The following is a 24,351-nucleotide window of genomic DNA, read 5'->3' as shown; positions in this document are numbered from 1 at the left end:
TTTCGTGTCAGGGACAGACGGCCTCGACGTTGTTGCCGTCGGGGTCGATGAGGAAGGCCGCGTAGTAGGTCGGGCTGTAGTCGGCGCGCGGCCCCGCGCCGCCGTTGTCGGTGCCGCCGGCTTTCAAGCCGGCCTTGTGGAAGGCGGCGACGGCTGCGTGGTCGGGCGCGCGGAATGCGACGTGCGTGCCCGGGCCCTTGGCACCTTTCGCGGCGTAGAGCCACAACGCCGGTTCGCCGGCGGGGCCGAGGCCGGCGTAGCTTTCGTCGTCGTGGGAGCCCAGCACGTGGCCGAGCGGCGCGAGCGCGGCTTCGTAGAAGCGCCGGCTCGCGGCGAGGTCTTTGACTTTCAGTCCGATGTGGTCGTACATGGCGATGACTTTCTGCTTGAAGGGTGGATCAAGCGGTCATCGTGAAGCAGCGCAGCCAGGCGGTCTTGGAAAATCTTGCGGTCGCCCTTGGCAGCGAGCCGGAAGCCGCGCGGCGACACGCCGGCCGCACGGTGGAAGGTGCGCACGAAGTTGCTCAGATCGGCAAAGCCGGCCTCGAAGGCGACCTCGGTCACGGGAAGGTCGCTGTCCGCCAGCAGGCGCGCCGCCCGGCGCAGCCGGGAGCGCACGAGGTACTGGTGCGGCGTGACGCCGAGCACCTGGGAGAACAGCCGCAGGAAGTGGAAGGCGCTCAGGCCCGTTTGCGCGGCCGCGTCTTCCAGGCCGATCTCGCCCGCGGCGTGGGCCTCGATCCATGTCGCGGCTTCGACCGCACGGCGGCGGTCGCGCGGCGTGGCCGACGGCGGCGCTTTGGGCTTGCCGCGCCCTTTCACCACGTCGAGGAAACGGCTGGCGAAGCCCATGCCCAGCTCGTCCAGGCCCACGTCGCTGCCGCCTTCGACTGCGACCTGCGCGAGTTCGCCGAGCACCATGAGTTCGGGCAGCGGCGGCAGCCCCGAGGCGCGCCAACTGCGCCGGTCGCCGCCGATCAGGTCGACGAAGCCCGGCGAGAAGTGGAACGACAGGCACTCGTCGCCGCAAGCGAAGTGCTCGTGGGTGCAGACGTAGTCGTCGCCCGGCGCGCCGACCAGCACGGAGCCGGCCACCAGTTCGTAGTCGCGGCCGAGCGCGCGGCAGCCGAAGCTGCCCTTGCGCACATACGAGACCGAGTGCGTCTCGTGCATCTCGGTGAACGGCGCCGCGCCGACACCCGCATCGCAGCGGTAGGTCGAAACGCGGATCGCGTCGGTCTGCAGTTCGGTGGTGACACGCATGATGACTTTCGTCGCCCTTCGATCACCGGCCGGTGGCGCTCAGGCTCTCAATCAATCGTCTGCATCGCCTGCCAGACCCGCGACGGGCTCAGCGGCATGTGCAGGCGGGGCGCGCGGGCCCCGAGCCCGTTGCGTGCGAAGGCATCGGCCACCGCGTTGACGATGGCCGGCGTGGCGCCGATGGTGCCCAGCTCGCCCACGCCCTTCACCCCCAGCGGGTTGTTCTTGCAGGGCGTCGATTCGTCCATCTCCATCTGGAACATGGTGTCGACGATGTCGGCGCGCGGCGCGGCGTAGTCCATGAGGCTGCCGGTCACGGGCTGGCCGGTTTCGGTGTCGTAGACCACCTGCTCGTACAGCGCCTGCCCGATGCCCTGTACCGCGCCGCCTTCGAGCTGGCCGCGCACGATCATCGGGTTGACCACGCGGCCCACGTCGTTGACCGAGCTGTAGGCCACGACGCTGATCTCGCCCGTGGGCGGGTCGAGCTCGATCTCGCAGATGTGGCAGCCGTTGGGCCAGCTCGGGCCGGCCACGGTGCTGGTGGAATCGACAAAGATTTCGCGCCCCGGCTGCTTGGCGGCCAGGGTGAACAGGTCGAGTTCGAGGTCGGTGCCGGCCACGATGAAGGTGCCGCGGCTGTAGACGATGTCGTCGATGGAAGCCTCGAACTCCTGCGCTGCAAGTTCGCGCGCCTTGTCGATGGTGCGCTCGGCACCGATGCGCACGGCCGAGCCGCCGGTGAAGAGCGAGCGCGAGCCGGCGCTGCCGAAGCCGTCGCCGCGGTCGGTGTCGCCGAGTACCACGCGCACCTTTTCGATGGGCACGCCGAAGGCATCGACGGCCAGCTGCGCGAGCGAGGTCGCAATGCCCTGCCCCATGGCGTTGACGGCCGAGAACACCTCGATCACGCCATCGGCCTGCACCGACACGGTCACGCGCTCTTCGAACACGTTGCCGCCGGTCCATTCGAGAAACGTGGCGATGCCCAGGCCGCGCTGCTTGCCGCGCGCCGCGGACTCGGCCGCGCGCGCTTCGAAGCCCTGCCAGTCGGCCAGCTGCAATGCCTGGTCCATCACCGACTCGAACTGGCCGGTGTCGTAGGTCTGCGCCATCGGGTTCTTGTAGGGCATCTGCTCGGGGCGGATGAAGTTGCGCCGACGCAGCGCGATGCGGTCGATGCCGGTCTGGCGCGCGGCCTCGTCCATCAGGCGTTCGATGGTGAAGATGGCCTCGGGCCGGCCCGCGCCGCGGTAGGCGCCGGTGGGCGCGGTGTTGGTGAGCACCGCCTTGAAATGGAAGTCGATGGTCTGGATGTCGTAGACGCTGGTCTGCACCCACGGGCCGATCAGCAGCTGGATCGCGACGCCGGTGCCGGTGGCGTAGGCGCCCACGTTGGCGAGCGTCTTGATGCGCAGGGCGAGGATCTTGCCGTCGGCGTCGAGCGCCATTTCGGCGCGCGCCTCGATGTCGCGGCCGTGCGCGCTCGAGAGGAACTCTTCGCTGCGGTCGGCCACCCACTTCACGGGCCGGCCCACCTGCAGCGCGGCGTAGGCCACGGCGATGTCCTCGGGGTAGGCGCCGGTCTTCATGCCGAAACCGCCGCCGACGTCGCCCACGACCACGCGCACTTTTTCCTTCGCGAGGCCGATGGCCGCGCAAACCGAATCGCGCACGCCGGATGGCATCTGGGTGCTCATGCGGATCGTGAGGCGGTCGGTCTTGCTGTCGTGCGTGGCGAGCACGGCGCGTGGCTCGATGGTGAGCGCGACGACGCGCTGGTTGTTCACGTCGAGCGCGATCACATGGGCGGCGCGCGCGAATGCGGCGGTCGCAGCTTCGCTGCTGCCGTGGCGCATCTCGGCGGCGATGTTGCCCGTGGCCTCGTCGCACAGGAGCGGCGCGCCGTCGGCGGTGGCGCCGGGGAGGTCGACCACCATCGGCAGTTCTTCGTACTCGACCATGACGGCCTCGGCCGCATCGCGCGCCTGCTGCACGGTGTCGGCAATGACGCACGCCACCGGTTCGCCGACGAAGCGCGCGCGCTCATGCGCCATGGCGCGGCGCGGCGGACTGGCGCTGTCGCTGCCGTCCGCGCGCTTGAAGCCTGCGGCGCCAGGCATCGGCTTGACGCCGGCCTCGGCCAGGTCGGCCCCGGTGATCACGCGCAGCACGCCGGGCATGCCAACGGCCGCGGACGTGTCGATGGACGCGATGCGCGCATGCGGATACGGGGAGCGGAGAAAAACGAGATGCGCCTGCTCGGAGAGCGTGACGTCGTCGGTGTAACGGCCGGCGCCTGCGAGCAGGCTTTCATCCTCAAGACGGCGCACCGCCTGGCCGCTGCCGAAGCGCGTGGGGTTGGGTTCAGTGGTCAACGTGGTCCTCTTGTGCTGATCCCCGGCGCCTGCTCATGCCTGCCGGATCCGCTGTGGTACTGCGAAAGCAAGCTGAGCACTATAGGTTTTTCGACGGGTCTTGTGGGGTGTCTCGTGTGCCATCGGCGCTGGCACCAGGGCCGCAGCCTTGTGGACTGTTCCCGTGTGAGCGGGATTTTCCCTCAAGTGGCGGGCGTTGCGAGAAGCCGTGTATACCTGCAACCATGCGACAACTGCCTTGGCTCGAACCCGGAGACACACTGCCCGACCCCGCCTCGGCATGGGACGAAAGAGACCCCGTGCCCGGCCTGCTGGCGGCCGGCGGATCGCTCGATGTCGATACTTTGATGCAGGCCTACAGCCGCTGCGTTTTCCCGTGGTTCAGCGACGACCAGCCCATCCTGTGGTGGAGCCCCGACCCACGCATGGTGCTGCGCGTGAAAGACTTCCGACTGCATCGCTCGCTGCGCAAGACCCTGAGCCGATTCGCCATGACGCCCGGCTGCGAGCTGCGCGTCGATCACGATTTTGGAACGGTGATCCAGGCGTGTTCGCAGTCGGCGCGCGCCGGCCAGTCGGGCACGTGGATCGTGCCGGACATGGTGCAGGCCTATACGGATTTGCACCGCGCCGGGCACGCGCACAGCGTCGAAACCTGGATCGACGGCGAGCTGGCGGGCGGACTTTATTGCGTGGCGCTGGGCCAGGCGGTGTTCGGCGAGTCGATGTTCACGCGCCGGCCCGACGCTTCGAAGATCGCGCTGGCCGGCCTGGTCGCGTTGTGCCGGCGCGCCGGTGTCGACATGATCGACTGCCAGCAGAACACGGCCCACCTCGCCAGCCTCGGCGCCCGCGAAATGCCGCGCGCGCGCTTTGTCGCGCATGTGGCCAAGGCCCGAAAACAGGACGGGCCACAGTGGCAATTCGACCCCGTATACTGGTCCGAACTCCTTTCCGAGCGACCTTCTCTTTCGACGTGACGTGACGCACCTCAAGGATCTTCCGCTTCACACGCTGCAGTTCTATGCGACGGCGCCCTACCCCTGCAGCTACCTGCCGGATCGCCAGGCCCGCTCGCAGGTGGCCACGCCCAGCCATCTGATCCACAACGACGCGTATTCCGACCTGGTGCTCAGCGGCTTCCGGCGCAGCGGCATGTTCACCTACCGGCCCTATTGCGACGGCTGCCGCGCGTGCATTCCGCTCCGCGTGCTGGCACACAGCTTCCAACCAAACCGCAGCCAGCGGCGCACGGCCAAGCAGCATGCCGACCTGCAGGCGCGCGTACTCAAGCTGTGCTTCGTGCCCGAGCACTACCAGCTCTACCTGCGCTACCAGACCGGCCGCCACTCGGGCGGCGGCATGGACCACGACAGCATCGACCAATACACCCAGTTTTTGCTGCAAAGCCGCGTCAACTCGCGGCTGGTGGAGTTCCGCGAAACCCTGCCCGACGGCAGCCCGGGTGCGCTGAAGATGGTGTCGATCCTCGACGTGCTCAGCGACGGCATCTCGGCCGTCTACACCTTCTACGAGCCCGAGGAAGGTGCTGGCTACGGCACCTACAGCGTGCTGTGGCAGATCGAGCAGGCCCGCAAGCTGGGGCTGCCGCACGTCTACCTGGGCTACTGGATCGAGCACAGCGCCAAGATGAACTACAAGGCGCGCTTTTCCCCGCACGAAGTGTTGGTGGACGGCCACTGGCAAGCACCAGACAATTTCACAAGGTAAAATTGGCGTCCGGTCATCACCGCCCAGCGCCATGAGAAAAAACCTATCCGACGTTCCCGCCACTCCCGTCATCCAGGTCATCGAGCGCATGTTCTCGCTGATCGATGTTCTGGCCTCGCGCGAAGAAGCCATTTCGCTCAAGGAAATCAGCGAAAAGACGGGGCTTCACCCGTCGACCACGCACCGCATCCTGAATGACCTCGCGGTCGGCCGTTTCGTCGACCGGCCCGAGGCCGGTAGTTACCGCCTCGGCATGCGCCTGCTGGAGCTGGGCAACCTCGTCAAGGGCCGCCTGAACGTGCGCGACGCGGCCCTGGGTCCGATGCGCGAGTTGCACAAGCTCACCCAGCAGCCGGTCAACCTCAGCATGCGCCAGGGCGACGAGATCGTGTACATCGAACGGGCCTACAGCGAACGCTCGGGCATGCAGGTGGTGCGCGCCATCGGCGGCCGTGCCGCCCTGCACCTGACCTCCACCGGCAAGCTGTTCCTGGCGGCCGACGATCCCCAGCGCGTGCGCACCTACGCCACGCGCACCGGCCTGGCCGGCCACACGCGCAACAGCATCACGCAGCTGCCCGCGCTCGAGCGCGAGCTGTCGAAGGCACGCCAGTACGGCATCGCCCGCGACAACGAAGAACTGGAACTGGGGGTGCGCTGCATGGCCGCCGGCATCTACGACGACCAGGGCAAGCTGGTGGCGGGCCTGTCGATCTCGGCCCCGGCCGATCGCCTCGACGAAGGTTGGCTGCCCAAGCTGCAGGCCACCGCCAACGAGATCTCGGGCGCGCTGGGCTTCAAGGACGGCATGGCTGCCACGCCTGCGTCGGGCGCGAACGTGACAACGGGCGCCTGAGCGCCCGTTTTCTTTCGGCTCTTTCTTCTCTCTGCTTTCCGGCGAGTCAGCCGGTTTGGCCCTCGACGAGGGCTGCAGGCAGGCCGCTGAGCGGCCTCCCCGCTCAGGTCAGCCGGCGACCTGGAAGCCGCGCGGACCCGACACGGCGTGCGTGGCCTCGACCCAGCGGCGAACCCGCTCGGCGTCGGCGATGCGGCTGAACTTGCCGGCCGAATCCAGGAACACCATGATCAGCTTGCGCCCGGCCACCTTGGCCTGCATCACGAGGCACTGACCGGCTTCGGAGATGTAGCCGGTCTTCTGCAGGCCGATCTCCCACTCGGGGCTGCGCACGAGGCGGTTGGTGGTGTTGAACTGCAGCACGCGGTTGCCGACCTCGACCTGGTATTCCGGCGACGTGGACAGCGAGCGCACCGTGGCATCGGAATAGGCCGCGTTCACCAGCAGCGCCAGGTCTTGCGCGCTCGACTGGTTGCGGCTCGACAGGCCGGTGGGCTCCACGTAGCGCGTGTCCTTCATGCCGAGCATGCGGGCCTTGGCGTTCATGATGCTCACGAAGGTCGTGAGGCCGCCCGGGTAGGTACGGCCCAGCGCGTGCGCGGCGCGGTTTTCACTCGACATCAGCGCCAAGTGCAGCAGCTCGCCGCGCGACAGCGTGGTGCCGACGGTCAGGCGCGAACGGCTGCCCTTTTCGGTGTCGACGTCGTCTTGCGTGATGGTGATGAGCTCGTCGTTCGGCAGATGGGCCTCGCTGATCAACAAGCCCGTCATGAGCTTGGTGAGCGACGCGATCGGCAGCACGGCGTGGTCGTTCTTGCTGAACAGCACCTCGTGCGTGTCCTGGTCGATCACCAGGGCGACGCTCGACTTCAGGTCGAGCGCGTCGTCGGTGCTGTGCAGGCCGGCCATCTGGCCGAAGGACTGGCGGGCCGGCGTCTCGACGCGCACGACCGAGCGGCGCTGCACGGCGACGACGGTCTTGCCGTTCTTCTTGCGGATCGTGGCCACGACGTTGCGGCCGCCGCGCACGACCTTGTCGGCCTGCTCGGTGCGACCGCCGCGCGCCACTTTGGAAGCCGACGCATTGCGTTTGGCTTCGACGGGTGCCTTCGCCTTCTTGGCGACGGCAGACTTGGCGGCGGCGGGTTTTTCCTTCTTCGCGGCCTGGGCACCAGGCAGCAAAAACGCCGAGGCGCACAGCGCCACGGCGAGGAACTTGAAGGCGGGTAGGAACCGCTGGATGGAAACTCGACGTAGACGGGTTTCAGGCATCAATAAATCTCCAGCGGCAACAAACGAGGACCGCAGTGTATCCAAATCAAAAAAGGCACGCAATATCAGTTACTTGCATCCCCTTCTTCATTCGAATACCAAGGAACGCCTCAAAACCTAACCTTGTGCCGCCACTCTCTCAGCTTGGCTCTGTAACTTGTTGAGCGCACTCAAATAAGCCTTTGCCGAAGCGACCACGATGTCAGGGTCTGCCCCCACACCGTTGACCACCCGCCCTGCGTTTTGTAACCGGACTGTAACTTCTCCCTGGCTTTCCGTCGAGCCGCTGATGGCATTTACAGAGTAAAGAACCATCTCCGCGCCGCTCTTGACGTGGGCCTCGATGGCCTTGAGGGACGCATCGACCGGCCCGTTGCCGTCGGATTCGCTGGTAACTTCCTTGCCCTGGATCGTGAACACGATCTTGGCCTGGGGTCGTTCGCCGGTTTCGCTGTGCTGGGAGAGAGAGACAAAAGCGAACTGTTCACCAACGTTTGACAACTCTTCCGCGCTGACCAGCGCCAGGATGTCTTCGTCGAAAATTTCAGACTTGCGGTCGGCCAGCTCCTTGAATCGCGAGAACGCGGCGTTGACCTCGGTTTCGCTCTCCATCGTCACGCCCAGGTCCTGCAGGCGCTGCTTGAAGGCGTTGCGGCCACTGAGCTTGCCCAGCACGATCTTGTTGGCGCTCCAGCCCACGTCCTCGGCCCGCATGATCTCGTAGGTGTCGCGCGCCTTGAGCACGCCGTCCTGGTGGATGCCCGAGGCGTGCGCGAACGCGTTGGCGCCCACCACGGCCTTGTTGGGCTGTACGACGAAGCCGGTGGTCTGGCTCACCATGCGGCTGGCGGCCACGATGTGCTGGGTGTCGATGTTCAGGTCGAGCCCGAAGTAGTCCCTGCGCGTCTTCACGGCCATGACCACTTCTTCGAGCGAGCAGTTGCCCGCGCGCTCGCCCAGGCCGTTGATGGTGCACTCGACCTGGCGCGCGCCGCCGATCTTCACGCCGGCCAGCGAGTTCGCCACGGCCATGCCGAGGTCGTTGTGGCAATGCACCGACCAGATCGCCTTGTCGCTGTTGGGAATGCGCTCGCGCAGCATCTTGATGAAGTTGCCGTACAGCTCGGGAATGGCGTAGCCGACCGTGTCGGGCACGTTGATGGTGGTGGCGCCCTCGTTGATCACGGTTTCGAGCACGCGGCACAGGAAGTCCGGGTCGCTGCGATAGCCGTCTTCGGGGCTGAACTCCACATCGGCGATCTGGTTGCGCGCAAAGCGCACCGCCAGCTTGGCCTGCTCATGCACCTCGTCGGGCGTCATGCGCAGCTTCTTCTCCATGTGCAGCGGCGAGGTCGCGATGAAGGTGTGGATGCGTCCGCGCGCCGCGCCCTTCAGGGCTTCGGCCGCGCGTGCGATGTCACGGTCATTGGCACGCGAGAGGCCGCACACCGTCGCGTCCTTGATCGCGTTGGCAATCGCCTTCACGGCCTCGAAATCGCCGTTCGAGCTGGCCGGAAAGCCCGCTTCGATGACGTCGACCTTGAGCCGCTCCAGCAGCTTGGCGATACGCAGCTTCTCGTCGCGCGTCATCGAGGCGCCGGGCGACTGCTCGCCGTCGCGCAAGGTGGTGTCGAAAATAATGAGTTGGTCGGTCATCGTGGATCTCCTTTGTTCGTTCCCACCTTGCGCGTGCGGCTGGTGCCGGTGCTTCAGGCGACTTCAACCGCCGATTGTGCGCTGTGCGCGCCGCGGGTCCGCGCCCGCTGGACACCCGACACGATCGCCTTCAGCGAGGCCGAGATCACGTTGGCATCGATGCCGACGCCGAACAGGGTCTGCGACTCGTCGACGCGCAGTTCGAGGTAGGCCACCGACTTGGCATCGGCGCCCGCGCCGATGGCGTGCTGGTGGTAGTCCATGACCCGCACCGTGTGGCCGGTGGCCTGGCTCAGCGCCTGCGTGAAGGCGTCGATCGGGCCGTTGCCGCGGCCTTCGATGGCACGCGTTTCACCGTCCCAGGGCAGGTCGCCGCGCAGCACCACCGTGGCCTCGGCACCCTCGCCTTCTTCCTGGATCACGCGATGCTGCAAGGCCTTGGCCGTCTCGATGCCGTATTCGTTCACAAAGATCTGCCAGAGGTCGGCGGCGGTGAGCTCCTTGCCGCCGACGTCCATCACGCGCTGCACGACCTGCATGAACTCCATCTGCAGGCGGCGCGGCATCTCGAGGCCGTATTCGCTCTCGAGCAGGTAGGCCATGCCGCCCTTGCCCGACTGACTGTTCACGCGGATCACGGCTTCGTAGCTGCGGCCCACGTCCTTCGGGTCGATGGGGAGGTACGGGATGTCCCAGATGTCGCCGTCCTTGCGCGCGGCGAACGCCTTCTTGATCGCGTCCTGGTGCGAGCCCGAGAACGAGGTGTAGACCAGGTCGCCTACGTACGGATGGCGCGGGTGTACGGGAATCTGGTTGCAGTGCTCGACCGTGGCGCGGATCTCGTCGATGTTCGAGAAATCAAGCTCCGGCGAAACGCCCTGCGTGTAGAGGTTGAGCGCGACGTTGACGAGGTCGAGGTTGCCCGTACGCTCGCCGTTGCCGAAGAGGCAGCCTTCGATGCGCTCGGCGCCCGCCATCAAGGCCAGTTCGCCGGCCGCCGTGCCGGTGCCGCGGTCGTTGTGCGGGTGCACGCACAGCACGATCGAATCGCGACGCTCGAGGTTGCGGTGCATCCACTCGATCATGTCCGCGAAGATGTTCGGCGTGGAATGCTCGACCGTGGTGGGCAGGTTGACGATGCACTTGCGCTCGGGCGTCGGCGCCCACACCGCGGTGACCGCATCGACCACGCGCTTGGAGAACACGACATCGGTGCCCGAGAACATTTCGGGCGAGTACTGGAAGGTCCACTGCGTGGCCGGCTGCCTGGCGGCGAAGTCATTGAACATGCGCGCATGGCTGCTCGCGAGTTCGACGATCTGGTCTTCGTCCATGCCGAGTACCACGCGACGCATCACCGGAGCCACTGCGTTGTAGAGGTGCACGATGGCGCGCGGCGCGCCTTGCAGTGCTTCGAACGTGCGTTCGATGAGGTGATCGCGCGCTTGGGTGAGCACCTGGATCGTCACGTCGTCGGGAATGCGGTCTTCCTCGATGAGCTTGCGCACGAAGTCGAATTCGACCTGCGACGCCGAGGGAAAGCCGACTTCGATTTCCTTGAAGCCGATGGCCACGAGGGTTTCGAACATGCGCATCTTGCGCGGGATGTCCATGGGCTCGACCAGCGCCTGGTTGCCATCGCGCAGGTCCGTCGACAGCCAGATCGGGGCCTTGGTCAGCACGGCGTCGGGCCAGGTGCGGTCCTTGAGGCCGATCGGTGCGAATGCGCGGTACTTGGCTTGAGGTTGCTTCAACATGTCGATTTCTCTGTGATGGTTGGAACTCAACCAGCAACCCCAAAAGACAAACGGCCCGTTGCTGGTGCGAACGGGCCGTGATGAGGGATTAGCGCGTGCGCTACCGTCTCCGCCCGTGAGGGAGGGCTAGTAGGGCCAGCAGCGAAATCTTGGTCATGAGGGTTGCGAATGTAGCACAGCCTTTGCGGGCCTGTGAAGGCCCGGGACTTCAGTTGTGCAGCCCCCGCTCGTCGGGCTCTTCGGTCGAGGTGCTGATCACGCTCACCGGCTGGCCCTTGGCCTTGCGCCACGCGTACACCACGTAGCCGCTCAGACCGTAGGCCACGAACACGCCGAACAGCACCGTCGGCGGATGGATGTTGATGACCGCGATGCCCAGCGCGATCAGCACGATCACGACGAAGGGCACGCTCTTCTTCATCTGGACGTCCTTGAAGCTGTAGAACGGCGCGTTGGTGACCATCGAGAGTCCGGCATAGAGCGTGAACGCGAAAGTGATCCACGTGATCTGCGTCCACGAGAGGTACAGCACCTCGCCGCCGCGCTTGCCCCACTCGGTCATGAGCCAGATGAAGCCGGCCACGAGTGCTGCGGCCGCCGGCGACGGCAACCCCTGGAACCAGCGCTTGTCGACCACGCCGGTGTTGACGTTGAAGCGCGCAAGCCGCAGTGCCGCGCAGGCGCAGTACACGAAGGCGGCAATCCAGCCCCAGCGTCCCAGCCCCTTGAGCGACCATTCGTAGGCGATGAGCGCCGGCGCGGCGCCGAACGACACCATGTCGGACAGCGAGTCCATCTGCTCGCCGAATGCGCTCTGCGTGTTGGTCATGCGCGCGACGCGGCCGTCGAGGCTGTCGAGGATCATGGCGGCGAACACGCCGAGCGCGGCGAGGTCGAAGCGCGCGTTCATGGCCATCACGACCGAGTAGAAGCCGCCGAACAACGCCGCCAGCGTGAACAGGTTCGGCAGGATGTAAATGCCCTTGCGACGCTTGCGCGGCTGCACATCGTCGGGGAGCGTGTCGTCATGCATTGAAATGGCCTCCGTCCCTCGTGGGAACTGCCCGGTCAGCCATCCATTCGATGGCTTCTTGGTCTGTGAATCGCATGTTTCGCAGTGTAGTTCAGGGGCCCGTGGGCTCCCCTTCAAACAAAAGGGCCACCGCGATGGGTGGCCCTCTGAAACAGGTCTGAAACAGGGTGTCGAAACACCCTGCTGGCTCTTGCCTCTGAAGATCAGTTGCGGGTCTGGTCGACCAGCTTGTTCTTCTTGATCCAGGGCATCATCGCGCGCAGCTTTTCGCCGACAACTTCGATCTGATGCTCGGCGTTCAGGCGACGGCGGCTGATCAGCACCGGCTGGCCGGCAGCGGCTTCGAGCACGAAGCTCTTGGCGTATTCGCCGGTCTGGATGTCCTGCAGGACCTTCTTCATGGCCTTCTTGGTCTCGTCGTTCACGATGCGCGGGCCGGTGACGTACTCGCCGTATTCAGCGTTGTTCGAGATCGAGTAGTTCATGTTGGCGATGCCGCCTTCATAGATCAGGTCGACGATCAGCTTCAGCTCGTGCAGGCATTCGAAGTACGCCATTTCGGGCGCATAGCCGGCTTCCACCAGCGTTTCGAAACCGGCCTTGATCAGCTCGACCGTGCCGCCGCACAGAACCGCTTGTTCGCCGAACAGGTCGGTCTCGGTTTCTTCGCGGAAGTTGGTCTCGATGATGCCGGCCTTGCCGCCGCCGTTGGCGGTGGCGTAGCTCAGCGCGAGGTCACGCGCCTTGCCGCTCTTGTCCTGGTGCACCGCGATCAGGTGGGGCACGCCGCCACCTTGCGTGTACGTGCCGCGCACGGTGTGGCCCGGGGCCTTGGGAGCGACCATCCACACGTCGAGGTCGGCGCGCGGCTGCACGAAACCGTAGTGCACGTTGAAACCGTGCGCGAAGACGAGCGAAGCGCCTTCCTTGATGTTCGGGGCCACGTCGTTCTTGTAGACGGCGGCGATCTGCTCGTCGGGCAGCAGGATCATGACGACGTCGGCCGACTTCACGGCGTCAGCAACTTCAGCGACCTGCAGGCCAGCCTTGCCGACCTTGTCCCACGAAGCGCCGCCCTTGCGCAGGCCGACCACGACCTTGACGCCGCTGTCGTTCAGGTTCTGCGCGTGAGCGTGACCTTGCGAGCCGTAGCCGATGATGGCAACCGTCTTGCCCTTGATGAGGCTCAGGTCCGCGTCCTTGTCGTAATAAACCTTCATGATGTTCTCCAGATAGATATGCGAGTTGCAGTGTGTTGTTGTGCCGTTCGTCCTGAGCCTGTCGAAGGGCTCAATGCAGTCCCCGCTTGCGCGGAGGCTTCGACAAGCTCAGCCCGAACGGGCAGCGACTGAGCTCCGAATCATGGTGTCAGACCCGCAGGATGCGTTCGCCGCGTCCGATGCCGCTGGCGCCGGTGCGAACCGTCTCCAGAATGGCACTGCGGTCGATCGCTTCAAGAAAAGCGTCGTTCTTGCCGTGATCGCCGGTGAGCTCGATGGTGTAGCTCTTGTCGGTCACGTCGATGATGCGGCCGCGGAAGATTTCCGCCATGCGCATCATTTCCTCGCGTTCCTTGCCCACCGCACGCACCTTCACCATCATGAGCTCGCGCTCGGTGTAAGCGCCTTCGGTCAGGTCGACCACCTTCACGACCTCGATGAGGCGGTTGAGGTGTTTGGTGATCTGCTCGATCACGTCGTCCGAGCCGTTGGTGACGATGGTCATGCGCGAGAGGCTTGCGTCCTCGGTCGGCGCCACGGTCAGCGATTCGATGTTGTAGCCACGGGCCGAGAACAGGCCCACCACGCGGGAAAGAGCACCCGGCTCGTTTTCCAGCAGCACTGCAATGATGTGTTTCATGTTGGCGTGACTCCTCTTTTCGCCGCCCTCCCCCGCGCACGGTAATGCGCGGGCTTGGCGGGCAATAGATTCGTCAGTAAAAAGTTGAGCGAACGAACGTTCCGGATCAGAGATCTTCGGAACCCAGCAGCATCTCGGTGATGCCCATGCCGGCCTTCACCATCGGGAACACGTTCTCGGTGGGATCGGTACGGAAATCCATGAAGACCGTGCGGTCCTTGAGCTTGCGCGCCTCACGCAGCGCGGGCTCCACGTCTTGTGGACGCTCGATCAGCATGCCGACGTGGCCATAAGCCTCGGCGAGCTTCACGAAGTTGGGCAACGCGTCCATGTAGCTGTGGCTGTAGCGACCGGAGTATTCGATCTCTTGCCACTGGCGCACCATGCCCAGGTAGCGGTTGTTGAGCGAGCAGATCTTGATCGGCGTGTTGTATTGCAGGCAGGTCGACAACTCTTGGATGCACATCTGCACCGAACCTTCGCCGGTGATGGTGAACACTTCCGAATCGGGCTTGGCGAGCTTGATGCCCATGGCGTAGGGAATGCCCACGCCCATGGTGCCCAGGCCACCCGAATTGATCCAGCGACGCGGCTCGTCGAAGCGGTAGTACTGCGCGGCCCACATCTGGTGCTGGCCGACGTCCGACGTGATGTACGTGTCGGCGTCCTTGGTCATGTTCCAGAGGGTTTCGACCACGAACTGCGGCTTGATCACGTCCTTGTTGTCGCGGTCGTACTTGAGGCAGTCGCGCGAGCGCCAGCTCTCGATGGTCTTCCACCAGTCGGCCAGTGCGCCGGCATCGGGCTTGGCGGTGCTCTCGCGGATCATCGAGATCAGTTCGGTGAGCACGTCCTTCACGTCGCCAACGATCGGAATGTCGACCTTCACGCGCTTGGAGATGCTCGACGGGTCGATGTCGACGTGAATGATCTTGCGTTCGTTCTGCGCGAAGTGCTTCGGGTTGCCGATCACCCGGTCGTCGAAGCGCGCGCCCACGGCCAGCAGCACGTCGCAGTTCTGCATCGCGTTGTTGGCTTCGATGGTGCCGTGCATGCCCAGCATGCCGAGGAACTTGCGATCGCTCGCCGGATAGGCACCCAGGCCCATCAGCGTGTTCGTGACCGGGTAGCCGAGCATGTCGACCAGCGTGCGCAGCTCGTTGCAGGCATTGCCCAGGAGCACACCGCCGCCGGTGTAGATGTAGGGACGCTTGGCCGCCAGCAGCAGTTGCAGCGCCTTGCGGATCTGCCCGCCGTGGCCCTTGCGCACCGGGTTGTACGAGCGCATCTCGACCTTGTCGGGGTAGCCGCTGTACGGGGTCTTCTTGAAGGACACGTCCTTCGGCACATCCACCACCACGGGGCCGGGACGGCCGCTGCGTGCGATGTGAAAGGCCTTCTTCATCGTCATGGCCAGATCCTTCGGATCCTTGACGAGGAAGTTGTGCTTGACGATGGGGCGCGTGATGCCGACCGTGTCGCATTCCTGGAAGGCGTCGAGGCCGATGGCGGCCGTCGGCACCTGGCCGGAAATGATCACCATAGGGATCGAATCCATGTAGGCCGTTGCGATGCCGGTGACCGCATTGGTCAGGCCGGGGCCGGAGGTGACCAAGGCCACGCCGACTTCGCCGGTGGCGCGCGCATAGCCGTCAGCTGCGTGGACGGCAGCCTGTTCGTGGCGCACCAGCACATGCTGGATGGTGTCCTGCTTGTAGAACGCGTCGTAGATGTAGAGAACCGCGCCGCCCGGGTAGCCCCAGATGTACTGGACGCCTTCGGCCTGCAGTGCCTTGACCAGCACTTCAGCGCCCATGAGTTCTTGCGTGGTGTTGCCGGCGCCAGAGGACGCGGCTGCTGCGGAAGCGAGTTCCGCCTTCGAGATTTCCATGATCAACCTTTGTGTTTTTTCGGGAACGAAAAACCTTGGGTGCCCCTTGCCAGCCCTTGTGGGGCCGCGCCAGGACTTGAGGCCAAAGCCATGAGCGGACTGATGTTCCGCCGGACCGTGACCCGTTTGCCTTTTGACTTGCAACGCGGATTATGACACTACCGGCGCGTTCAGACTCGCTTCAGGTGCCCTGTCTTGGCACAAAGGCATAATCCGCGGCATAAAAACATGAGCGTTCGCCAAACATCCTCCCCCACGCGGCGCGTCCCGCCGCCCCCTCTCATTTGGCTACTGAACACGAACTCTCCGACTTCCTGAAAAACGTCGAACGACGGGCCTTCAAGCGCTCGGTCTATCACGTGCGGGACGAAGAAGCGGCCCTGGACATCGTGCAGGACAGCATGATGAAGCTGGCCCAGCACTACGGTGACAAGCCTGCCGAGGAACTGCCGATGCTGTTCCAGCGCATCCTGTCTAACTGCACGCTCGACTGGTTCCGCCGCCAGAAGACCCGCCGCGCCCTTTTCTCCAACCTCAGCGACTTCGAACCGGCCGACAACGGCGAGGATTTCGACCTGCTGGAGAACTTTGTCTCGCCAACCGACTCCAGGGAATCGGAGAGCGCCGAAGACACCACCCGCCGCAGCCAGGTCTTTCACGAAATCGAAGAACAGATCGCGGCTTTGCCCGGCCGTCAACGCGAGGCTTTCCTGATGCGTTACTGGGAGGAAATGGACGTCGCAGAGACGGCCGCCGCAATGGGCTGCTCCGAGGGCAGCGTCAAAACCCATTGTTCGCGAGCTGTCCACGCTCTGAGCAAGGCGCTCAAGGCCAAGGGAATATCGCTATGAACACTAAGGTTCCAACCTCTCAATCCAGCGCAGCAGAAGACCGCTTCGGCCAACGGCTGGCGGCCCGGCTGTCGGACGCCAACCAGGCGTTGCCGCACGACATCAGCGAGCGTCTGCGCATTGCCCGTTCGCAGGCCGTGGCTGCGCGCAAGCAAGCGCCGCAGCTGCGCACGGCATCCGCCGCGGTCCAGTCTGGCCACACGGTCACGCTGGGCGGCAGCTGGTGGACGCGCATCGGTTCGGTGGTGCCCCTCATCGCCCTGGTGGCCGGCCTGATCACCATCAGCGTGCTTCAGGACGACGACCGCGCCAGCGAACTTGCCGACGTCGACTCGGCCCTGCTGACGGGCGACCTGCCGCCCGCCGCCTATACCGATCCGGGCTTCGCTCAATTCCTGAAGTCCGACAGCGCCTCCGACTGAACACCTTGCCCGACCGAATGCGACGCCGCTCCGTTTCCCGTGCGAAAACCCTGCTTCCGTTGCGCCCGCTTCCGGCGGGCGCCGTCGTTTGGGCCGGCGCGCTGGCAGCCGCCGCCTTCGGCCTGACGCTGGCCGATGCCCAGACGTTGCCCGAGGCCACCAAGCCCGCCGCGCATGCCGCAGCCACCAATGGCGCGGCAAGCCCCAAGGCCGTCGCGACGACCAAGCCCCTCTGGAGCGACCTGAGCACCGAACAGCAGCACGCCCTGAAGCCCCTGGCTTCGCACTGGAACACGCTGAACGTCGGCCAAAAGCGCAAATGGCTTGCCCTGTCGCGCAACTACGCGAACATGCCCGCCGACGACCAGGTCACGCTGCACAGCCGCATGATCGAGTGGGCGGCGCTGAGCAACCAGCAGCGCGCCCAGGCCCGCCTGAACTTCGCCGAGGTCAAGCGGGTCCCCGCCGATGAGCGCCGGCTCAAATGGGAGCAATACCAGGCGCTGAGCGAAGAAGAAAAACGCAAGCTCGCCGAGCGCGCACCGCCCAAGCCGCGCGGCGCCGCCCTGCCGGTGCGCCCGGTTTCGTCGCAAAAACTGGTGCCGGTGCCGGCCGTCACGCCGCCGGGGCAGCACACGCCCCGCATCGTGCCAGCCATGCTCCCCACGCCCGTGCTGCCGCCGGCAGCCATCGCGGTGAGTTCGCCTGCTGCGTCGGAACGCGCGACCACACCGGCCAGCGTCATCGCCGTGCCGGCCGCCTCGGCGCCAAGCAGCCTCACGCCGCCGCCGGTGCCCGCCGAGGCCCAGGTGCCGGCCCCGTCAGCGGCATCGGCGCCTGCGGCCTCGTCCTCCGCCCCCTGACCGAAGGTTTCGATGGTTTCCAGTTCTCCCGAGGCCTCGGGACCCGGCCAGTCCGCCTCGCCCTCCGCTTCCACGCCCAACGCCCCCGCTCCCGCAGTGCCCGGCCTGTGGCGGCGCATGGCGTGCTGGCTCTATGAGGGCATGCTGCTGTTCGCGGTCGCCATGATGGCCGGCTGGCTGTTCAGCGCCCTCAGCCAGATGCGCAATGCCATGGACGAGACGCGGCGCCCCCTGTTGCTGGGCTACCTGTTCATCGTCTTCGGCGTCTATTTCGTCTGGTTCTGGTCCAAGGGCCAGACTCTGGGCATGAAGACCTGGAATATCCGTATCGTCGACCGCCAAGGCCGGCCGGTGACCCAATGGCGCGCACTGGCTAGGTACATCTTCAGCTGGGTCTGGCTGCTGCCGCCACTGGCTTTGCATCCCCTGCTGGGCGTGCCCGTGGTTGAAACCATGGTCCTGCTGTTCGGCTGGATCGCCGTCTGGGCCCTGCTGGCCCGCTTTCACCCCGAACGCCAGTTCTGGCACGACGCCTGGGCCGGTACGCGGCTCATCACCTCCAAGCCGATGAGCCGCCAATGAGTGCCCTGCCCGACCCCGCCGTGAACCCGCAGAAGGCCCGCAAGGGCTTCGAACGCGTCTGGCATGCCACCCTGATCTCGCTGCACGGCCTGCGCGCCGGCTGGAGCGAGCCGGCGTTCCGCCAGGAAGCCATCCTGTCGATGCTCATGATCCCGGCCGCGTTCTGGCTCGGGCGCAGCTGGGTCGAGGTGGCACTGCTCGCCGGCAGCGCCATCCTGGTCATGATCGTCGAATTGCTCAACACGGCGGTCGAAGCCGCCATCGACCGCATCGGCCCCGAGTGGCACGACCTCTCCAAGCGCGCGAAGGACATGGGCAGCGCCGCCGTTCTGCTGTCGCTCACGCTGTGCGGTGGCATCTGGGCCGCGGCCCTGTGGCAACGCTTCGTGTCATGAGCGGGTCTGCCGCCTGCGGCATGATCGCAAGATGACTCCTGAATTTTCGATTTGCGTGTATTGCGGCTCGCGCCCCGGCGAGCGCCCCGAGTTTTCCCAGGCCGCCCAGGCCGTGGGCCACTGGATCGGCCAGAACGGCGGCCAGCTCGTCTACGGCGGCGGCCGCACCGGCCTGATGGGTACCGTGGCCGAGGCCACCCGGCTGGCCGGCGGCCGCGTCGTCGGCATCATTCCCAAGGCCCTGGTCGACAAGGAACTGGCCAACCCCCTGTGCGACGAGCTGCACGTGGTCGACACCATGCACGAGCGCAAGGCCATGATGGGCGAGCGCGCCGACGCCTTCCTCGCGATGGCGGGCGGCATCGGCACCTTTGAAGAGCTGTTCGAGATCTGGACCTGGCGCCAGCTCGGCTACCACGACAAGCCGACCGGCATCCTCAACACCGCCGGCTACTACGACGGCCTGCTGGGCTTCCTGGCGCACAGCGTGCGCGAGGGTTTCATGGGTGAATGGCAGATGGACCTGGTCCGCACCGGCACCGACGTGCCCGAACTGCTGACCGCGCTGCGCGCCGAGGTCCCCCTGCACCCCCGCGACGACAAGCTGTCAGAGAACCTCTGACCTGAGAGCCCCAAAGGCAGCCTCCGGCCCCATTCCAGCGAACACCGAGGAACCGGCTTTGCCGGGCCTCTGGTGTTGCCCCCGGCAGGGGGTTGGCGAAGCGACACGAAGTGCGCGTAGCCTGGGGGCGAGCCTAAACTGCGTTTTCGTTTTCTTCGCCGGTGCGGATGCGCACGATGCGCTCCACCTCGGTCACGAAGATCTTGCCGTCGCCGATCTTGCCCGTGCGCGCCGAGCTCACGATGGCTTCGATGCAGCGCTCGACGTCGCTCTCGTTGACGACCACTTCGACCTTCATCTTGGGCAGGAAGTCGACCACGTACTCGGCGCCGCGGTACAGCTCGGTGTGGCCCTTCTGGCGGCCGAAGCCCTTGACCTCGGTCACCGTGAGGCCGGTGACGCCCACTTCGGCCAGGGCTTCGCGCACGTCCTCGAGCTTGAAGGGTTTGACGATGGCGGTGATCTGCTTCATGGTTTTGGTGCTCCGGCGGTTTCGTTGAACTTGCTGGTGATAGGGTAACGCCAATCCTTGCCGAAGCTTCGGTGGGTGACCCGGATGCCTACGGGCGCCTGGCGCCGCTTGTATTCGTTGATCCTGATGAGCCGCGCAACCCGCTCGACCACCGCGCGGTCGTAGCCCGCGGCAATGATCTCGTCGATGCCTTCATCGTCCTGCATGTAGCGTGCCAGGATGCCGTCCAGCACGTCGTACGGCGGCAGGCTGTCCTGGTCGGTCTGGTCGGGGCGCAGTTCGGCGCTCGGGGGGCGCGTGATGATGCGCTCGGGAATCGGCGCCGCGCCGGTGCCGTACGGGTCGTGGGCGTTGCGCCAGCGCGCCAGCGCGAACACCGTGGTCTTGAGCAGGTCCTTGATGACCGCGAAGCCGCCCGCCATGTCGCCGTAGAGCGTGCAGTAGCCGGTGGCCATCTCGCTCTTGTTGCCGGTGGTCAGCACGATCGCGCCGAACTTGTTCGACAGCCCCATGAGCAGCGTGCCGCGGATGCGGGCCTGGATGTTCTCTTCGGCCGTGTCTTCCGGCCGCCCCTTGAACTCCCCGGCCAGCGCGGCCTTGAAGGACTCGAAGGTGTCCCTGATCGAAATCTCGTCGTAGCGCACGCCCAGCCGGCCCGCCATGTCGCGCGCATCGATCCAGCTGATGTCGGCCGTGTAGGGCGAGGGCATCATCACCGCGCGGACCTTGTCCTTGCCCAGCGCGTCGACCGCGATCGCGAGCACCAGCGCCGAATCGATGCCGCCCGAGAGCCCGAGGATCGCGCCCGGAAAACCGTTCTTGCCGATGTAATCGCGCACGCCGAGCACCAGGGCGTCCCACAGCTGCGCTTCGGCATCTCGTGGCGCGGCGATGGCCGACGGATCGGCCACGACAGCGACGCCGCCCTGCGCTCCATGTGCGAGTTCCATGAAAACCAGCCGCTCGCGAAAGCTCTCGGCCTGCGCGGCCAGTGCACCGTCGGCCTGCAGCGCGAACGAGGCGCCGTCGAACACCACCTCGTCCTGCCCGCCCACCAGGTGGGCGTAGACCAGCGGCAGGCCCACGGCGCGTGCGCGGTCGGCCATGCGCGCCACGCGCTCGCCTTCCTTGCCCACGTGGTACGGGGAGGCGTTGATCACCGCCAGCACCTCGGCGCCGCCGGCGCGCGCCAGCTCGGCCGGCGCGTCGAACCAGGCGTCTTCGCAGATCAGCAGGCCGACCGACACGCCGCCCGCCTCGAACACGCAGGTGCCCTGCCCCGGCGTGAAGTAGCGGCGCTCGTCGAACACCTGGTAGTTCGGCAGCTCGCGCTTGGCGTAGGTTTCGAGGATGCGGCCTTCCTTGATGACGCTGGCCGCGTTGTGGCGCAGTTGCACCGCCACGGATCGGCTGCGCAGGCTGACGCCGCTGGGATGCCCCACCACCACGACCATGTCTTTGAGATCGGCCAGCGCGGCGGCGATGCCTTTCACGGCATCATCACAGGCTTCGGTGAAGGCGGGACGGAGGAACAGGTCCTCCGCCGCATAGCCGGCGATCGAGAGTTCGGGTGTCAGCAGAAGGCGCGCGCCCTGCGCGTAGGCCTCGCGGGCGGCGCCGACGATCTTCTGCGCATTGCCGGCGAGGTCGCCCACCACAAAATTGAGTTGCGCGATGGCGAGCTTGAGCGTCATACAGAAGGAAGAAAAAGGCTTGAACGATTATGTCATTCGGGTTCTGGCGTCGCCGTCGGACATCGACCCGCAAGCCTGGAACGCCCTGCTCGCGGCGCAGCCCGAGCCCTCGCCCTTCATACGCCACGAATACCTCGCGGCGATGCACGACAGCGGCAGCGCCTCGCCCGAGCGCGGATGGACGCCGCAGTTCATCACGCTGTGGCGCGGCGACGTGCTCGAAGCCGCCTGCGCGCTCTACCTGAAGGACCATTCCTACGGCGAGTACGTGTTCGACTGGGCCTGGGCCAACGCCTACGAGCAGCACGGCTTTGCCTACTACCCCAAGGCCGTGGTGGCGGCGCCCTTCACGCCCGTGCCCGGCGCCCGTCTGCTGGCGCGCGACGCGCAGAGCCGCACGCTGCTGGTGCAGGGGCTGGTGGCCGTCTGCAAGGAACAGGAACTTTCGTCTCTGCATCTGCTGTTCGGTGCCGATGCCGACATCGCCGCATGCACCGAAGCCGGGCTCATGCTGCGTCACACGGTGCAATTCCACTGGACGAACACAACCCCCTCGATTGGCACACAGGCCGGCTACGTCGACTTCGACGCCTTCCTCGCGAGCCTCTCGCACGACAAGCGCAAGAAGATCCGCCAGGAGCGCCGCAAGGTGGCCGACGCCGGCGTCAGCTTCCGCTGGTCGCGCGGCGCCGACATCGCGACCGCCGATTGGGATTTCTTCTACCGCTGCTATGAGCGCACCTACCGCGAGCACGGCAACCCGCCCTACCTCACGCGCGACTTCTTCCAGCGCATGGCCGACACGCTGCCCGAGGCGTGGCTGCTGTTCGTCGCGGAGCGCGACGGGCGCCCCATCGCGACCAGCCTGATCGCACTCTCCACCGATGAAGCCCAACCGCTGGTGGCCTACGGCCGCTACTGGGGGGCGCTGGAGCGCGTCGACTGCCTGCATTTCGAGGCCTGCTACTACCAGCCGATCGCCTGGTGCATCGCGCACGGCGCGGCACGCTTCGAGGGCGGCGCGCAGGGCGAGCACAAGATGGCCCGCGCGCTGATGCCGGTGCGCACCACCAGCGCCCACTGGCTCGCGCACCCGTCGTTCGCGGACGCCGTCGAGCGCTTTCTCGAGCGCGAGGGCGCCGGCATCGAGAACTACATGGACCACCTCGGCGAGCGCAGTCCATTCAAGGCGGCCTGAGCGGCGTGGGAGCGCCGGGGGCTGATATAAACCCGCCCGGCACTCAAACAACCACACACAACACACAGGGAGCACCGATGCCATTCGTCGGACTGGGACTGCACATCCTCATCGCGCTGTATTTCGCCGTGCATGCCATGCGCCACGGCAAGCAGATGTACTGGCTCATCATCCTTTTCAGCTTTCCATTGCTCGGCAGCATCGTGTACTTCGTCGTCGAGTACCTGCCCGCCTCGCGCATGCAGCGCACCGCCGGCAAGGTCGCGAACGCGGCCATCGGCTTCATCGACCCCGAGCGCGAATACCGCGCCGCCGCCGATGCCTACGACCTGGCACCCACGGCGCAGAACAAGCTGCGCCTGGCCAAGGCGGCGCTCGACCGGGGCCAGGCGGCCGATGCCGTCGGGCACTACCGCGACGCGCTGAAAGGCCCCTTCGCTTCCGACCCCGAGTTGCAGTTCGGCCTGGCCAGCGCCCTGGTCGCCGAAGGCAGCCCGGCCTCGGGCCGCGAGGCGCACCTGGCGCTGCAGGCCCTGCGCGCCACCCGCGACGACTACCGCAAGGACGAAGTCGCCGTGCTGAACGCCCGCGCGCTCGCCGCCGAGGGCCGCACGCCGGAAGCGCGCGAAGCCTTCGAGACTGCGCTGAACACCTACAACACCGTGGAAATACGTGCCCGCTACATCGCGTGGCTGGCCCAGCAGGGCGACACCGCCGGTGCGCAGCGCCTGTGGGGCGAGCTGCAGCAGGCTGCGCGCCACTGGAACTCGCATGCGCGAGGCGTCAACCGCGAATGGATGCGGCTGGCCGGGGATGCGGTCCAGGGCTGACGGCCCGGAGCATCCAGGCCGTCGTTCAAACGAAAGAAAAAATTACTTCTTGTAGGCGGCGATGCCGTCAAGAATTTCCTTCTTGGCGGCGTCGATGCCTTCCCAGCCCAGCACCTTGACCCACTTGCCGGCTTCCAGGTCCTTGTAGTGCTCGAAGAAGTGGCTGATGGCCTTCAGGCGCATCGGGTTCACGTCGTCGACGGACTTCCAGTGGCTGTAGATCGGCAGCACCTTGTCGGTGGGCACGGCCAGCACCTTGCCGTCGACGCCGGCTTCGTCTTCCATCATCAGGATGCCCAGGGGGCGGCAAGGCACGACCACGCCCGGCAGCAGCGGGTAAGGGGCAATGACGAGCACGTCGACCGGGTCGCCGTCGCCCGACAGGGTCTGCGGCACGTAGCCGTAGTTGGCGGGGTAGTACATGGCCGTCGTCATGAAGCGGTCCACGAAGATCGCGCCCGATTCCTTGTCGACTTCGTACTTGATCGGGTCGGCGTTCATCGGGATTTCGATCACGACATTGAATGCGTCGGGGACGTTCTTGCCGGGGGAGACTTTGTCGAAGGACATGACGTTTTTCGAGTAGTTGAAAAGTATGAGACGGATGGGGACAAACCCGGAGTTTACTTTCCGTGTCACGGGCCGGTCGCACGCCCGTGTGTTTTTGCCTGTAAATTGCAACCGTTGGCCAATCGGCTCCGCACCTCCGGTGCAGTGAGCTTCGA

General features: G+C 65.9%; 24 protein-coding genes. 11 read left to right on the top strand and 13 right to left on the bottom strand.

Annotated elements, in window-relative coordinates; translation table 11 throughout:
• Positions 1 to 7: 7 nt before the first annotated feature.
• Genes GFK26_RS22945 through GFK26_RS22935 form a run of 3 tightly spaced genes read right to left on the bottom strand, consistent with a single transcriptional unit; the run spans position 8 to position 3,641 of the window.
• A complete protein-coding gene (locus GFK26_RS22945; protein ID WP_153284006.1) occupies positions 8 to 370 on the bottom strand; it encodes a VOC family protein in 363 nt (120 codons plus the stop codon).
• Positions 349 to 1,263, bottom strand: a complete 915-nt coding sequence (locus tag GFK26_RS22940; RefSeq protein ID WP_153284005.1) for a helix-turn-helix domain-containing protein — start codon at positions 1,261 to 1,263, stop codon at positions 349 to 351. Before GFK26_RS22940 ends, GFK26_RS22945 begins: the two co-directional genes overlap by 22 nt.
• 47 nt (positions 1,264 to 1,310) lie before the next feature.
• Positions 1,311 to 3,641 carry a xanthine dehydrogenase family protein molybdopterin-binding subunit gene (locus GFK26_RS22935; RefSeq protein ID WP_153284004.1) on the bottom strand — a complete coding sequence of 777 codons (2,331 nt, stop codon included), beginning with the start codon at positions 3,639 to 3,641 and terminating at the stop codon, positions 1,311 to 1,313.
• Between the two features lie 224 nt (positions 3,642 to 3,865).
• Between GFK26_RS22935 and aat the strand changes: the two genes are divergently transcribed.
• Genes aat through GFK26_RS22920 form a run of 3 tightly spaced genes read left to right on the top strand, consistent with a single transcriptional unit; the run spans position 3,866 to position 6,228 of the window.
• Complete coding sequence (aat, locus tag GFK26_RS22930; RefSeq protein WP_153284003.1) at positions 3,866 to 4,621, top strand: leucyl/phenylalanyl-tRNA--protein transferase; 756 nt, start codon at positions 3,866 to 3,868, stop codon at positions 4,619 to 4,621.
• 1 nt (position 4,622) lies between these two features.
• The gene (locus GFK26_RS22925; RefSeq protein WP_153284002.1) at positions 4,623 to 5,372 is read left to right on the top strand and encodes an arginyltransferase; all 750 of its coding nucleotides are present in this window, start codon (positions 4,623 to 4,625) and stop codon (positions 5,370 to 5,372) included.
• Between the two features lie 31 nt (positions 5,373 to 5,403).
• A complete protein-coding gene (locus GFK26_RS22920) occupies positions 5,404 to 6,228 on the top strand; it encodes an IclR family transcriptional regulator (protein ID WP_153284001.1) in 825 nt (274 codons plus the stop codon).
• 108 nt (positions 6,229 to 6,336) lie between these two features.
• Here GFK26_RS22920 and GFK26_RS22915 read toward each other — a convergent pair whose 3' ends face one another.
• The 7 genes from GFK26_RS22915 to GFK26_RS22885 all read right to left on the bottom strand — a co-directional run bounded on the left by GFK26_RS22915 (position 6,337) and on the right by GFK26_RS22885 (position 15,697).
• The gene (locus GFK26_RS22915; protein WP_153284000.1) at positions 6,337 to 7,500 is read right to left on the bottom strand and encodes a serine hydrolase; all 1,164 of its coding nucleotides are present in this window, start codon (positions 7,498 to 7,500) and stop codon (positions 6,337 to 6,339) included.
• A gap of 117 nt (positions 7,501 to 7,617) precedes the next feature.
• A complete protein-coding gene (locus tag GFK26_RS22910; RefSeq protein ID WP_153283999.1) occupies positions 7,618 to 9,156 on the bottom strand; it encodes a 2-isopropylmalate synthase in 1,539 nt (512 codons plus the stop codon).
• 53 nt (positions 9,157 to 9,209) lie between these two features.
• Positions 9,210 to 10,913 carry a 2-isopropylmalate synthase gene (gene leuA, locus GFK26_RS22905; protein ID WP_153283998.1) on the bottom strand — a complete coding sequence of 568 codons (1,704 nt, stop codon included), beginning with the start codon at positions 10,911 to 10,913 and terminating at the stop codon, positions 9,210 to 9,212.
• Between the two features lie 208 nt (positions 10,914 to 11,121).
• Entirely contained in the window at positions 11,122 to 11,946 is an 825-nt protein-coding gene (gene pssA, locus GFK26_RS22900; protein ID WP_153283997.1) for a CDP-diacylglycerol--serine O-phosphatidyltransferase, read from the bottom strand.
• 203 nt (positions 11,947 to 12,149) lie between these two features.
• Positions 12,150 to 13,166, bottom strand: a complete 1,017-nt coding sequence (ilvC, locus tag GFK26_RS22895; RefSeq protein WP_153283996.1) for a ketol-acid reductoisomerase — start codon at positions 13,164 to 13,166, stop codon at positions 12,150 to 12,152.
• Between the two features lie 148 nt (positions 13,167 to 13,314).
• Positions 13,315 to 13,806, bottom strand: a complete 492-nt coding sequence (ilvN, locus tag GFK26_RS22890; protein WP_099789850.1) for an acetolactate synthase small subunit — start codon at positions 13,804 to 13,806, stop codon at positions 13,315 to 13,317.
• A 106-nt stretch (positions 13,807 to 13,912) separates the two neighbouring features.
• The gene (locus tag GFK26_RS22885; RefSeq protein ID WP_153283995.1) at positions 13,913 to 15,697 is read right to left on the bottom strand and encodes an acetolactate synthase 3 catalytic subunit; all 1,785 of its coding nucleotides are present in this window, start codon (positions 15,695 to 15,697) and stop codon (positions 13,913 to 13,915) included.
• A gap of 284 nt (positions 15,698 to 15,981) precedes the next feature.
• Here GFK26_RS22885 and GFK26_RS22880 point away from each other — a divergent pair, with 284 nt between their 5' ends.
• From GFK26_RS22880 to GFK26_RS22855, 6 genes are read left to right on the top strand one after another with little or no spacing between them, the layout of a single operon-like run.
• Positions 15,982 to 16,548, top strand: a complete 567-nt coding sequence (locus GFK26_RS22880; protein ID WP_062478063.1) for an RNA polymerase sigma factor — start codon at positions 15,982 to 15,984, stop codon at positions 16,546 to 16,548.
• Complete coding sequence (locus tag GFK26_RS22875; protein WP_153283994.1) at positions 16,545 to 16,970, top strand: DUF3619 family protein; 426 nt, start codon at positions 16,545 to 16,547, stop codon at positions 16,968 to 16,970. The genes GFK26_RS22880 and GFK26_RS22875 overlap by 4 nt, the downstream gene beginning before the upstream one ends.
• Positions 16,971 to 16,987: 17 nt before the next feature.
• Positions 16,988 to 17,833: a DUF3106 domain-containing protein gene (locus GFK26_RS22870; RefSeq protein WP_153286075.1), complete on the top strand. Its 846-nt coding sequence runs from the start codon at positions 16,988 to 16,990 to the stop codon at positions 17,831 to 17,833.
• A gap of 12 nt (positions 17,834 to 17,845) precedes the next feature.
• Positions 17,846 to 18,415 carry an RDD family protein gene (locus GFK26_RS22865; protein WP_153283993.1) on the top strand — a complete coding sequence of 190 codons (570 nt, stop codon included), beginning with the start codon at positions 17,846 to 17,848 and terminating at the stop codon, positions 18,413 to 18,415.
• Positions 18,412 to 18,810 (top strand): diacylglycerol kinase, encoded by a 399-nt coding sequence (locus GFK26_RS22860; RefSeq protein ID WP_062481435.1) that lies wholly within the window; start codon positions 18,412 to 18,414, stop codon positions 18,808 to 18,810. The genes GFK26_RS22865 and GFK26_RS22860 overlap by 4 nt, the downstream gene beginning before the upstream one ends.
• A 31-nt stretch (positions 18,811 to 18,841) precedes the next feature.
• On the top strand, positions 18,842 to 19,432 hold the full coding sequence (locus GFK26_RS22855) for a TIGR00730 family Rossman fold protein (protein WP_153283992.1): 591 nt from the start codon (positions 18,842 to 18,844) through the stop codon (positions 19,430 to 19,432).
• A gap of 133 nt (positions 19,433 to 19,565) precedes the next feature.
• Here GFK26_RS22855 and GFK26_RS22850 read toward each other — a convergent pair whose 3' ends face one another.
• Positions 19,566 to 19,904: a P-II family nitrogen regulator gene (locus GFK26_RS22850; protein ID WP_056580191.1), complete on the bottom strand. Its 339-nt coding sequence runs from the start codon at positions 19,902 to 19,904 to the stop codon at positions 19,566 to 19,568.
• Positions 19,901 to 21,598: an NAD+ synthase gene (locus GFK26_RS22845; RefSeq protein WP_153283991.1), complete on the bottom strand. Its 1,698-nt coding sequence runs from the start codon at positions 21,596 to 21,598 to the stop codon at positions 19,901 to 19,903. The genes GFK26_RS22850 and GFK26_RS22845 overlap by 4 nt, the downstream gene beginning before the upstream one ends.
• Before the next feature lie 19 nt (positions 21,599 to 21,617).
• Between GFK26_RS22845 and GFK26_RS22840 the strand changes: the two genes are divergently transcribed.
• Positions 21,618 to 22,796: a GNAT family N-acetyltransferase gene (locus GFK26_RS22840; protein WP_153283990.1), complete on the top strand. Its 1,179-nt coding sequence runs from the start codon at positions 21,618 to 21,620 to the stop codon at positions 22,794 to 22,796.
• A 77-nt stretch (positions 22,797 to 22,873) separates the two neighbouring features.
• Positions 22,874 to 23,626, top strand: a complete 753-nt coding sequence (locus GFK26_RS22835) for a hypothetical protein (RefSeq protein WP_153283989.1) — start codon at positions 22,874 to 22,876, stop codon at positions 23,624 to 23,626.
• Positions 23,627 to 23,668: 42 nt separating this feature from the next.
• Here GFK26_RS22835 and ppa read toward each other — a convergent pair whose 3' ends face one another.
• On the bottom strand, positions 23,669 to 24,196 hold the full coding sequence (gene ppa / locus GFK26_RS22830) for an inorganic diphosphatase (RefSeq protein WP_056518061.1): 528 nt from the start codon (positions 24,194 to 24,196) through the stop codon (positions 23,669 to 23,671).
• Positions 24,197 to 24,351 lie beyond the last annotated feature (155 nt).

It is taken from the genome of Variovorax paradoxus, from assembly GCF_009498455.1.
In the GTDB taxonomy this organism is placed as follows: domain Bacteria; phylum Pseudomonadota; class Gammaproteobacteria; order Burkholderiales; family Burkholderiaceae_C; genus Variovorax; species Variovorax paradoxus_H.
The sequence above is the reverse complement of the archived record's forward strand: the minus strand, read 5'-3'. Positions and strand labels throughout refer to the sequence as shown.